This window comes from Shewanella sp. BJSY2023SW005 (assembly GCF_047314585.1).
Lineage (GTDB): Bacteria > Pseudomonadota > Gammaproteobacteria > Enterobacterales > Shewanellaceae > Shewanella > Shewanella algae.
Genome location: NZ_JBKORJ010000029.1, coordinates 79277 through 91748, shown reverse-complemented (window position 1 = coordinate 91748; position 12472 = coordinate 79277). Strand labels below are relative to the sequence as shown.

The 12472-nt window shown below is 52.8% G+C and carries 8 protein-coding genes; 3 read left to right on the top strand and 5 right to left on the bottom strand.

Going from position 1 to position 12472, the window contains the following annotated elements:
- Positions 1-80: 80 nt before the first annotated feature.
- The gene (locus ACMHXI_RS09455) at positions 81-1175 is read left to right on the top strand and encodes an ISAs1 family transposase (RefSeq protein ID WP_109248997.1); all 1095 of its coding nucleotides are present in this window, start codon (positions 81-83) and stop codon (positions 1173-1175) included.
- Positions 1176-1366: 191 nt separating this feature from the next.
- Here the strand turns inward: ACMHXI_RS09455 and ACMHXI_RS09450 are convergent, their stop codons facing one another.
- The 3 genes from ACMHXI_RS09450 to ACMHXI_RS09440 form a co-directional block, all read right to left on the bottom strand.
- Positions 1367-1987: a hypothetical protein gene (locus tag ACMHXI_RS09450; RefSeq protein WP_413734755.1), complete on the bottom strand. Its 621-nt coding sequence runs from the start codon at positions 1985-1987 to the stop codon at positions 1367-1369.
- Positions 1988-2139: 152 nt separating this feature from the next.
- Entirely contained in the window at positions 2140-2448 is a 309-nt protein-coding gene (locus ACMHXI_RS09445; protein ID WP_413734753.1) for a hypothetical protein, read from the bottom strand.
- A gap of 84 nt (positions 2449-2532) precedes the next feature.
- Positions 2533-2940, bottom strand: coding sequence for a hypothetical protein (locus tag ACMHXI_RS09440; RefSeq protein WP_413734751.1), 408 nt, complete (start codon positions 2938-2940; stop codon positions 2533-2535).
- Between the two features lie 308 nt (positions 2941-3248).
- On the opposite strand from ACMHXI_RS09440, the gene ACMHXI_RS09435 reads away from it, so the two are divergent.
- On the top strand, positions 3249-4211 hold the full coding sequence (locus tag ACMHXI_RS09435; protein WP_101057580.1) for an integron integrase: 963 nt from the start codon (positions 3249-3251) through the stop codon (positions 4209-4211).
- A gap of 399 nt (positions 4212-4610) precedes the next feature.
- Here ACMHXI_RS09435 and ACMHXI_RS09430 read toward each other — a convergent pair whose 3' ends face one another.
- Positions 4611-7835 carry a S41 family peptidase gene (locus ACMHXI_RS09430; RefSeq protein ID WP_335919988.1) on the bottom strand — a complete coding sequence of 1075 codons (3225 nt, stop codon included), beginning with the start codon at positions 7833-7835 and terminating at the stop codon, positions 4611-4613.
- A 344-nt stretch (positions 7836-8179) separates the two neighbouring features.
- Here ACMHXI_RS09430 and ACMHXI_RS09425 point away from each other — a divergent pair, with 344 nt between their 5' ends.
- Positions 8180-8956 (top strand): phosphatase PAP2 family protein, encoded by a 777-nt coding sequence (locus tag ACMHXI_RS09425; RefSeq protein ID WP_413734749.1) that lies wholly within the window; start codon positions 8180-8182, stop codon positions 8954-8956.
- A gap of 70 nt (positions 8957-9026) precedes the next feature.
- Here ACMHXI_RS09425 and ACMHXI_RS09420 read toward each other — a convergent pair whose 3' ends face one another.
- Positions 9027-12455 carry a PAS domain-containing hybrid sensor histidine kinase/response regulator gene (locus ACMHXI_RS09420; protein WP_093983219.1) on the bottom strand — a complete coding sequence of 1143 codons (3429 nt, stop codon included), beginning with the start codon at positions 12453-12455 and terminating at the stop codon, positions 9027-9029.
- Positions 12456-12472: the final 17 nt, after the last annotated feature.

The window sequence follows — 12472 nt, the reverse complement described above, 5'->3', positions numbered from 1 at the left end:
CAGGGCGGGATCCCACTTTAAATTGAACTTTTACGGTTGGTCATGATCTGATCTGCCTTGCCCTTAATCCACAGATGACCATGACCCTTTTGAAACAACTAGAACAGATTACCGATCCCCGTAAGGACATCAATCTAAAGCATAATTTAGTGGATGTGGTGTTCCTGACACTCAGTGCTATCCTCAGCGGTGCGACTGGGTGGAAGTCCATTCAGGAATTCGGAGAAGAACAGCTAGATTGGCTCCGTCTGTACCGAAAATTTGAAAATGGCATCCCTAAAAGGCATTGTATCAGTAATATAATCAAAGCATTGGACAGCGAACTGCTCCTTCAAGCCATATTTGGCTGGATCAATGAGCAACGGCAAACGGAAGGGAAAACCGTTATCGCGCTGGATGGAAAAACCCTGCGCGGGGCGTGGAGTGAGGATGCTAAGAATGCACTCCATGTTGTCAGCGCATTTGATGTCGGCAACGGCATTACACTTTACCAAGACAGTTCACATTCTAAAGGGAAAGAAGCTGAAGTCGCCCGCAACATGATTGATGCTATGGCACTGGATAATGCCGTTCTGACGCTGGATGCACTGCATTGTCAGGTGTCTACCATGAACAAAATTAAACAGGGGAACGGTGATTTCATTATTCAGCTCAAGTCGAACCAGCCGGGATTATTTGAAGCAGTCAAAACCAGCTTCAGTAAAGCGTATGAGCAGCCAGAACTGGCTATATTTGAGCAGTTCAACATGGGTCATGGCCGCAGGGAGCGCCGAACAGTCATGCAGATAGAAGCAGAATTATCAGCGGAACTTAAGAAAAAGTGGCCGCACATCACCTCATTTATCGAAGTTGCCAGTGAACGGACAGTCGATGGAATAACATCATGTTCTTCACGCTGGTATGTCAGTTCCTTACCGCTCAATGCCGAAGAGGCCGCGAGGACTATTCGAGAGCATTGGGGGGTAGAAAATCAGCTCCATTGGGTGCTGGATGTGGTCTTCCGCGAAGATGCGCTGAAGGTAACGGATCCTGATGGCGCAAAGCATCTCGCCCTATTTAACCGAGCGGCTCTGAGTGCGATAAGGCAGCACCAAGGCAAAAAAGACAGTCTGGCAGGTAAGCGCCGCCGTGCTGGTTGGAGTCCTACATTTCGCTCAGAGTTGTTATTTGGTTAAGATATAAGCAAAGTGGAATCCCGCCCTGTAGTTCACGCGCGGGCTTATTTTTGTTGCCAAAGAATTTTCTTGATTCTTCAAGACCTTCTTTCACAGACTTTACGTAATCGTCCATAACTCTCCGAAAAAACTAACGCCCGCGTAATAGGCGCGAGCTTGCGAGCGTCCTAATTGACGCGTTTGTTAAAGCCTTATCGGTAAGAAGGCGAAATCCATTCACATAGCCACCAGGTATTACTTGCCGATTTAGCCGCTTTTATGCACCCTATCTCATTGAGTTTTTTAAGTGCATGTTTTATATCCGCCTCGGAAAGAGTTTGTCTTTCGTATTTTCGGGCATGATTATCAATGGCCGGTTTAAGATCTTCGGATTTTACATTCTTATTTGAATCTTTAATCTGCCACATAACCCAGAGAGTGACAGCTTCCGCTTCCGATAAATCTATTTGGGTATTCCTCCATATGCTATTCCATAGCAATATTGCGGCAAAGGGTATTGCCCAAGGTGCTTGCGTTGCAGAAATTACGGTAAAAACGCTATTTGAAACAGCTTCAAACAAAGTGCGGACATTAAGCCTAATATTACCTAGTTTGGAGCTACGACCGCCGCCACGTCCAGATGGTGCCAAGGTAACCAGATGCATATACACCTGCTCTTTTTCAGGCGGCGTGACCTGTATAGCCTTCTCAAAAAATTCTCTTGCAGTGATTTGTATTTGAGCTTCTTCAATGCCTACCTCACGAAGATGGCATTCAATAGATTCTTGAATCTCGACTTCCTTTTCTTTTTTTCTTTCGTAGTCCCATTCCATCTCGTAATTCTCAAATTCTGATGTGTAGAGCTTTAACGCCCAGCGCAGGCGCAGCCAGCGCGGAGCACATTTTGTGTTAATGTTTGAGCGACAGCGAGTAACACAAAAGGTGCGTAGCGTTGGCTGTCGCTCTGCCGCTGATTGTTATGTTTTTAGGGCTCATAGGTTTCTACCTCGCTGAGCCACCAGTTTAACTTGTCATCGAGCTGCCAGGGCTCAGTTGTTTCAAAGGCTTCTTGTAGCACTTGCGCTTCTGTTTTGACATCCATAGCCTCCACTACTAGATTCCCTCTCTCCCACAGAGTGGCTCTAGCAAGTAACCCATTTCCATCTATTTCAACATAACGAGCTTTAACGGAATCACCTAGTTCTTCTGTGATGAAAACGGCATAGCCTTCAGCTCTAAATATTTTTGATTTGGAATTCTTCCATTCTTCGAGGTATGTGAGCAGCTCATTCATAGTGAAACATAACGCCTCAATAACCGGCGCGCTTTAGCGCGTCCGGCGCCGTAGGCGCGAAGTTGATTGATTTGTTATGCGTAATTACTCGCAGAATGTTAATAGCCATTCTGCAACCTCCCGGTGGCGAAAGTTTGGCTGTGCCAATAAACTAGCTAATTCTTTCTTACACCCTTTTGGGTCTGACCAAGCTATTTCAGTAAGACAGTGGTTAAAGCCATCGTTATCGTGACCCTCTCGTTCATTCAGCTCAAGAGCATCAAATAACTCAAGCAAGTATTTAGTGCCACCAAGATCTGATATTGGATCTGAAAGTAACTCACGCACCCAGAAATCATTTCTTTCAGACTTCAATAGCTCTACGAGTCTAGGTAAGTCTCCTTCTGTGACTGAAGCCTTCAGTCTTTCGAATGCCTCAAGCTTCTGATCGACGTCATAGTCTTCGAAATCAGACCAGAGAATTTCCATTTCATCTTCAATTACTTGATTCATACTCTTTTACGCATAACAGCTGTATAGTGCGCATGCGCGTTTTAGTCATCGGAGGAGTGTAAACGCGCATCGCTATCTCTTTGTATTAGTTAAATATAATAGAGTTTAGCCCGAATATCCCTTGCAGCAAAACGCGCATGCGCGGTTTCCAAACCTATTATCTATCAAAATGGTTTTATATCTTTATGAATTTTAAGTTATTTTTTGTGATATTGCAGAAATAACGCGCAAAATTATCTCCAAATTTCTGGGCATTTTGTCAAAATCTCAATAATACTGTATAAAAAAACAGTATCCAGGTGCTCGCAATGACCAGTCCAAGTCCTTTTTTAACTTCTGTTCGGGAAACCATGCGGATGCGCGGTTACAGTGTTAAGACTGAGAAAGCCTATCTCTATTGGATCAAGGCTTTTATTCTATTTCACGATAAACGCCACCCAGAGACTATGGGAACGAACGAAGTTGGCCAGTTTTTGAGTTACATTGCCAACCAACGTAATGTGGCAATCAATACCCAAAAGATGGCGTTGAATGCATTAGTTTACTTATATCACAAGCACTTGCATCAAGAACTAGGCAACTTAGGTTTTCGTTACGCCAGTAAGCAACGACAACTCCCAACAGTATTGCACCCGGATGAAATCAAGCTCATCCTTCAGCAGTTGTGCGGGCGTGACAGGTTGATCATTGAATTACTCTATGGCAGTGGACTCAGAGTATCTGAATGCCTTAGGTTACGGATCCAGGATATTGATCTCGTTCAATTGGCCTTAACCATACGGGACGGTAAAGGACGTAAAGACAGGCAGACGATATTAAGCCAACGCTGTGCATCTCAATTACCTGTGTTTATGGAACAAGCTCATACTTTACAGTCGCGTGATAACGAAAGAGGAATTGGCCCATCTTTACCCTACGCTCTGGAGCGTAAGTATCCCTCTGCATATAGACGTCCGGGATGGATGTTTGTTTTCCCCTCAACGGCCATTAGCCAACACCCTTACACACAGACTATGTGTAGACACCATTTACATCAAAGCGTCATTCGGAAAGCCCTCAGCGCCGCAGTAATCAAGTCAGGTATTGCGAAAAGGGTCACATGCCATACCTTCAGGCATTCCTTCGCGACTCATCTGTTGCAGGCTGGCCGAGACATCAGAAGCGTCCAAGAGCTGTTGGGGCACAATGATCTGAAAACAACCCAAATATACACACATGTGCTTGGCCAGCACTATGCCGGAACCGTAAGCCCTTTAGATCAACTGATTTGAAGCGCCAAGTTAATCATAGCTACTATCTTTATTCGATGAGCAAGCGTTCTACAAAAGCTGAGTAACCCTCATAGCTACCGCACGGGCGCGAATGTTGTTCGTCCCTGAATTCCGCTGAAAACAGAAAAATGCAACAGCTTCCAGCTTAAGTAAAGGCTTAAGATAAGCACCTGAATTAGTTACACAATACCCAGTCCCGTTTGTTAAAACAATTAGCCATAGGTCAAGTTTTTGACAAAAGCCATAAAAGCCTGTCTTGGTTATTTTTTACAAAATAATTGGCTGAATTTTGATAGTTTTCCAACAAAAAGCGCCGCTTGCCTGTAAGACTAAGGCAAGCGGCGCAAGTTGTTGGGCTAGTTTCCCCTGAGCTATTTCATCAGAGCGATTTAATCAAAGTCATTTCACCTGAGGCACCCGCACAGGATCGGCGGGTTGTGGCAGCTTCACCGGCGCGGCGGATTTCAGCTCATCCAAGGCAATGGCGATGGCCTTTTCCAGCTGAGGATCTATGCCTTTGGCTGTATCTTTGGTCCACTGCTCGACTTCCACATCCGGGGCCACACCTTCGTTCTCGACCCGCCACTGGCCGTCGATACTGAAGAAACCGCTGCGTGGCGCCGTGATATGGCCGCCATCCATCAGGGAAGGCACACCCCAGATGCCGACCAGGCCACCCCAGGTGCGTTTGCCCACCAGCTTGCCCACTTGGTAATAGCGGAACATATAAGGGAGCATGTCGCCGCCCGAACCAGAGACTTCGTTGATCAACATTACCTTGGGCCCCCAGATACCGCTGCCCGGGCTGGTCATGGGGTGATCGCCGGCCATCTGGTTATTGAAGTAACCGTTACGCTCGCGGCGCAGCACATCTATGATGTACTCGGCAATGTAACCGCCGTGGTTGAAGCGCTCATCTATGATCACCCCCTGGCGCTGATTCTGGGCGAAGAAGTAGCGGTTGAAGTAACTGAAACCGTTCTCACCCGTGTCCGGAACCCAAACATAAGCCAGTTTGCCGCCGGAAGCTTCATCCACCCGCTTGCGGTTATCCTCGACCCAGGCGTTACGTCTCAATGCCTGTTCGCTGGCCGTTGGCACCACAGTCACCTCAAAGGCTTTTTTGTCGCTGCCATCCGGGCTGATACTGAGACGAGTCTGTTTGCCGAGAGTCCCCTGGAAGGCCTGATAGAAGTTGGCCTTGTTATCCAGAGGTTTGCCGTTAACTGCCAGCAGATACTGGCCCGCCTTGACCTGGGGATAGAGAGCCAGCGGCGCACTGCCTTGGTCAGCCGGATACCAGTTTTCGCCGCGATAGATGCGGCTGAAGCGGTAACCCTTGTCGGTCGCCTCAACATCGGCGCCGAGCAGACCGGTGCGGTTGTCGGCAATTTCCGGCAAATCGCCATCATTGGTAAAGGAGTGGCCCACAGAGGTTTCGGCGCCCATGTTATCGAGCAGATAGGTCATGTCGGCACCGTGGCGCACATGGGCGACCAGTGGCTGGAACTCCTTGTATACCGCGTCCCAATCGGCGCCGTGCAGATTACTGACATAGAAGTAATCGCGCTGGAAGCGCCAGGCTTCGCGGAAGATTTGCTGCCATTCGGCCTTGGGATCGATACGGGCCGTCAGCTTGACGTTGAGCGTCTTGGCATCGTCCCCCATCGGTGCGGCGCCGGCAAATTGCTGCCAGCTGTCGCCAATTTTCACCAGCAGGCTCTCGCCGTCGTGGCTCAGATGATACTCATCCACATCACCGGCCAGGGTATCGGCCTTACGTTCCTCAGTGCTGTACTTGCGAAGCTCTGTGGTTTCATCCAAATCCTGCATATAGAACAGCTCACCTGGCTTACCGGCACTCAGGCTGTGAATTTTACCGCTCTCCCCCAGAGGCAGCACCCGCTGCGCTATACCGTTGAGATCGATTCGCACCGCAGGCGGCGCATCTGAGCCTTTGGCTTCCTCTTCAGTACCGCTGCCCTCTTCCTCGTCGCTTCTTGGCAGCATGGGCGCCTCGGTGCGGGTATTGAGCAGCATGGTATAGAGGCCGTAAGTCGGGGTGAAGGCAACCGAGGTCATATCCAACCAGGCGGCGTGAGGGCCATAGTCGGTACTGGCGGCAAAATAGAGCTTGTCGCCAGCGCTGTCCCACACTGGGTAACGCACATCGGCCATGCCCTGGGTAATTCTGTTACTCTGATTATTGCGGGTATCGAACAGGTAGAGACTGCGGAAGAAGCTGTCATCCTGCTTGCTGTAAGCCAGATAACGGCTGTCAGGCGACCAGCTGGGAGCCATTTCCCAGTCAGGGTTCACTACCGGCTGGCTGTCGATAACCTGCGCCTTGCCCTTGGACAAGTCTGCCAGCCAAAGTTGCTGGCGCTGATCGCTGAACACCAGCTGTTTATCATCGGGCGACCAGATAAGCCCGCTATAGAAGCCCTTTTCGGCCAGTTTGATCTCTTGCTGCGGTTTGCCGAGTTGATCGGCTATCACCAGGCGATATTCCCCGCTCTTGTCGGAGAACCAGGCCAGCTGTTTGCCGCCGTTGGACCAGGCGGCACCCACTTCGCGGCTGTCTGAGCTTTCAGTAAGATTACGGGCATCGCCGTGCTCCACGGGCACGGTAAATACATCGCCGCGGGCCACAAACAGGGCGCGCTTACCGGTAGGCGAAATGGCCGCCGACTCTATCTGCTTTTCAACCTCTTCAAAGCGTGGCCGCACCCAGGGGAAATCGGCATGCAGGCTGATGGCCAGTGCCTCATCCTTGTCGTTGGAATTGGTGTTGGCCAGCGATTTTTTCACCAGCTCACCGCGGTATTCGTATACCAGAGTGTCGTTATCCATGGTAAAGCCTTTGACATCGGCATCCCGGTAATGAGTCACCTGTTCCGGCTCGCCGCCCTTGACCGCTACCCGAAAGATATTGGTGACCTGAGAGCGGTTGGAGAGGAAATAGATATAGTCGCCGTGCCACTGGGGCTCGAGATCCTGGGTGTTGTCCCAGGGCAGATCTTTTTCCTCCAGGCTATCGAGCGAAATCAACCTGAGCGGCTGATTCTGGCCGCCGCGGTAGTTACGCCAGCCCGGATCCCAAAGACCGGCGCGGCGGTAAACCAGCTGCTTGCCATCGGCAGAGAAACTGCCGTCAAAGGCGCGGTTCATGGGTAAAGGCTTGGGATTGCCGCCCTCGATGGACAGGGTAAACAGCTGCTGCCAGCCCCTCGGGGCATTGGCCCTGCCGGATCGCAGCAATACCGACTTGCTGTCCGGGCTCCAGCCCACCAGTTGATCCACATCCGGGTGGAAGGTCAGGCGTTTGGGCTCGCCACCGGCAATCGGCAGCAGGTAGATATCCTGATTGCCCTCATAGTCGCCGGTAAAGGCCACCCATTTGCCGTCCGGCGACAGCTTGGGTTGCATCTCCTGCCCCTGGAAACTGGTGAGGCGCACCGCCTCGCCGCCCTTGAGCGACACTTTCCAGATATCCTTGGCGTAGGAAAACACCAGAGTATCACCGCGAAGATCCGGCTCCCGCAGGAGTTTGGCCTCGGCAGCCAGCAAATTGGGGCTGCCTAGCGCAAGGGCCGTCAGCCAAAAGAGTTTATTGAGCTTCATTCCTGTTCCTTGTATTTGAATACCAGCAAACCTGTGGGGATCCCCCGCCAAAACCGCAACTTAACCAGCGCCATAGCAGAGCTACCCCTGTAACATAACCAGTGGTAAAAAAATACGCAAAAAAGGTTTTGTTTCAACTCATTGCAATACGCCATTCCGGGCGATTGAGACAAAAACCCCCGACCTTAAGCAGACCTTAATCTGAGCCGGCCAAAATAATGCCTATCCACCAACCGGGCCATGAGTTCAACGCCATGAATTCAACGCCCACTTTTTCAGGCTTTTTATTTCGCAGATCTCAGCTGCGACTCTGTCTCAACTCGCACTATGTCACAGGAATCACAATGCCCATTGCAAGCCACCCGCTGAGTTTTCAACACTGGTTCAAACATCATCTGCTGTTGCCGTTATCGGTAGGGCTTGGCGTGCTTATCTTGCTGCACATCACTAATGCCGACCTGCTGCTGGCACAGTGGATGTTGGCATTTGAGGGCACCGACACAGCCTGGCCCTGGCGCCATGCCTTTGTTGCAGACAAACTGCTGCACACAGGAGGACGGGATCTGGTGGTGCTGGCGGCAGTTGTGTTGCTGTCGACCCTGGTTTTAAGCAGTTTCAAAGCCTCAATGAAGCGCTGGCGCCGGCCCTTGCTGATGCTGTTTATAAGCGCCCTGGCAACCGTGCTTTTGGTGCGTATCGGCAAGAGCATGACCAATGTTGCCTGCCCCTGGGATCTCAGTTTATTTGGTGGCCAGCAGCCTTATCTGCCCTTCCCCATGAGCCTGAGCGTTGACACTGAATTGGGCCAGTGTTTCCCCGGCGGCCACTCCAGCGGCGCCTTTGCCTGGGTGGGACTTTATTATCTGGCGTTGGTCTTGAAGCCGAAATGGCGCTTTAAGTTACTCGGCGCGGTATTGCTGATAGGCGCCGTGTTCAGTCTGTGTCAGGAGTTTCGCGGCGCCCACTTTTTATCGCACGATATCGCCAGCGCCCTTATCGGTTGGACCATGGCGACCTTGAGCTACGGCCTGGCTTATCGCCCTTGGCGAGCGGCAGGATACGCCGGGGTTCTGGCGCAAGCACATACACTGACGCAGACACAGACAGAAGTCACCCGCTAAAATACAGAGCCTGATTTATTGCCGATAAATCAGGCCCTGTTTCCATAGGCTATTTCACTGAGCCTTTGAATTACGCCTTCTTCACCAGGCTGGAGATCAAGGCCCTGAGCGCCGCCGGTTTAATCATCTTGGCCATATAGTGGTAACCGCGGCGCTCGACATCCTCCACCAGATCCTTACGGGTATTGGCGGTGATCAAAATGCCGGGCAGATGTTGTCCATACAGCGCCCTGAGCTCATCCATGGCATCGACGCCGTTTTGGCCCTTATCCAGATGATAATCCGCCAGCATGATATCCGGCGCCACCCCTTTGAGCCCCAGCTTGATCCTGGCATCACTCAGATCCCGGGCGCAGATCACCTCGCACTGCCAGCGGCTCAACAGGCTTTCGAGCCCGGCGAGGATAGCCTCTTCGTTGTCGATACACAGCACCTTGACCCCGGCGAGCGGCTGCAACACAGAAGAGATGGCCTTGGGTTGCGGCACGCTGACAGTGGCCCCAAGCGGCACCCGAATGGCAAATACAGAGCCCTTGCCCTGCACCGAAGATACACGGATATCATGCTCCAGCACCTTGCTTATTCTGTCGGCTATCGCCAGCCCAAGCCCCAGGCCGTTGACACTGTTGGAATGGGGGTTATCCAGGCGCTTGAACTCGTGAAATATCTCCCTAAGCTGCCCGGCTTCGATGCCGCAGCCGGTATCCAGCACTTGCACCTCAAGCTCACTGCCGCGGCGACGACAGCCCATCAGCACCCGTCCGCCCTTGGCATAGCGATAGGCGTTGGTGAGAAAGTTCTGCAGCACCCGCCGCAGCAGTGAAGGGTCTGAATTGACCGTCAGACTGCAGGGCATCATGGCAAAGCGGATCTGGCAGTCTTTGGCCATGGCCTCAAACTCCACCGCCAGGGCGTTGAGCACTTCGGAGATGGCAAAGTCGCGCCGTTTTACCTCCACCATGCCGGAATCCAGCTTGGAGATATCCAAAAGATCGGTCAGCAGTTCACCGGCGGTTTTCAGTGAGCTGTTGACATGGGAGAGGGTCAGCCGCCCTTCCCTGTCCAGCCCGGGATACTGACTCAAAGAGGCGGTAAACAGCCTGGCCGCATTGAGCGGCTGCATTAAGTCATGCCCTACCGCCGCCAGGAAACGGCTCTTGGAAGCGTTGGCCATCTCCTCCTGGGCCTTGGCTTCGAGCAGCTTGCTGTTGAGCAGCGCCAGCTCATAGGTGCGCTCCTTGACTCTGGCCTCCAGGGTCTCGTTAACCTGCTCCAGCGCCTGTTGCTGCTCACGATATTGGGTAATGTCGGTAAAGGTCATCACAAAGCCGCCGTCCGGCATGGGATTGCCCTGAATCTTGATCACCTTGCCATCGCGCCTGCGCCGCTCTGAGCTGTGGGCGGTGCCGTTACGCATATGCTGTACCCGGCGCTCGACATGCTCGTTCACATCCCCCGGGCCGCAGTAGCCGCGGGAGGCATTGAAACGTATCACCTCGCTGATGGACATGCCCGGTTGCAGGAAATCTTCCGGATAGTCGTAAAGCTCTACATAGCGGTAGTTCCAGGCCACCAGGTTGAGATCTTTGTCCACCACGCTCATACCCTCGTAGGCGTGTTCTATGGCGGCGCGCAGCATGTCCTGACTGAGAATAATCTTCGATGAGGCCTCATCCACCAGGCTGAAGACTTCATCGAGGGCCAGATCCCGCCCCTGCAACACTGAGTCCATCACCAAAGAGGCGCTGGAAGCCCCCAGCACCCCGGCCAGCATGTGCTCGGTATGGGCAATAAGCTCGGGTGATGCGGTCTTGTGCCAGCTGTCGCTGCGCACCGCATCGGCAGAAAAGCGCGAGAAACTCTCATAGGCCCGGGTCGGGCTGACAAAGCGGCTGGCCAGGATAAGCAAGTCCTGCTGACTGATGGGGCCTGTCTTGCGATTACCTGTGTTTTTGAGCTCACCCGGGGTGACAAAGGCGCTGGCCTGAATACGCTCCACCAAGCCGGCGCGCAGCCAGATAGAGCCGCCGATATAGCCAATCAGGTTGGCGCCGAGTGCCAACAGGGTATCGTTGACATTGGGCTTAAGCGCCTTTAACAGTTCAAATTGACCTGCCAGCACGCCTTCCCAAGCGCCCGAGCCCTTGAGCAGCAAAAAGCCCCACAGACCGAAGCCCGCCGCCATGCCGAGAAACACCCCGGCGCGATTGCCATGTTTCCAGTAGAGCCCGCCCACCAAGGCCGGTGCCAATTGGGCAAAGGCGCCGAAAGACAGCATACCCAGGTTGGACAGAGAATCACTGCTCTCAAAGCTCAGGTAACTGAAATACCCGAAAGCCAAGATCAGCGCGATGGAGAGACGTCTGGCATAGAGCAGTTGCTGGGAAAACTGGCTGAAGTTCTTGCGGCGGATCTGCCCGGTACGCAAGAGTACCGGCACCAGCCACTCGTTGCTTATCATCACACTGATGGTCACCACAGCCACTATCACCATACCGGTGGCGGCCGAGAGGGTTCCCAGCAGCGCCACTATCGCCAGCCAAGGTGCGTCCAGCGCCAGCGGCAGATTGATCACATAGGTATCGGCAGAGACACTGTCGCCGAGCAGCACCTTGCCCGCCAGTGCAAGCGGCCCGACAAACAGGCCGAACAGGCCGATATAGAGAGGGAACAACCAGCGCGCCTTGGACAGTGTCTGCTCGCCTTCTGCCTCGACCACCATTACGTGGAACTGGCGCGGCATACAGAGAAAAGCCGCCATGCCGACTATCAGCTCGGGCATCAGCGCTTCGAGCCTTAGATTGGGATTGACTATTACCCCCTTGGCGCTGGCCTGGCTCCAGAGGTCGCCAAAGCCGCCAAATACCCCGAAGACCACTATGCCGCCCACCAACACAAAGGCGGCCAGTTTCACCAAAGATTCAAAGGCGATAGCCAGCATCATCCCCGGATTATGCTCGGTGGCATCCAGTTTGCGGGTGCCGAAGAGGATGGCAAAGATGGCCAGCAGCACGGCGATGATAAGCGCGACTTTGGCGCCATCGAGCGGATCATCCGGGCTTTGGAACAGGCTTAGGCTGAATACCATGGCTTTCAGCTGCAGCGCGATATAGGGCATGATGCCGAACAGGGCAATGAGAGTGATGATCACCGCCAGCGGCTGCGACTTGCCGTAGCGGGCGGCGATAAAGTCGGCCACCGAGGTGATATTTTGCGCCTTGGACACCACCACCATTTTGCGCAGCATGCCAAAGCCCAGGGTAAAAATAATGATGGGGCCGATAAAGATATGCAGATAGGACCAAAAGTCATTGGCCGACTGGCCAACCGTGCCGAGAAAACTCCAGGAAGAGCAATACACCGCCAGACTGAGGGCGTAGATCCATTTCTGCAACCTGCGGGTGACACCACTGAACCAACGCTCCGCGCCCCAGGCAAGCAGAAACAGCAAACAGACATAACAGACGGCGATCACCGCCACAAAAAGGGTCAGATTCATAGGGTTCTCTTTATTGT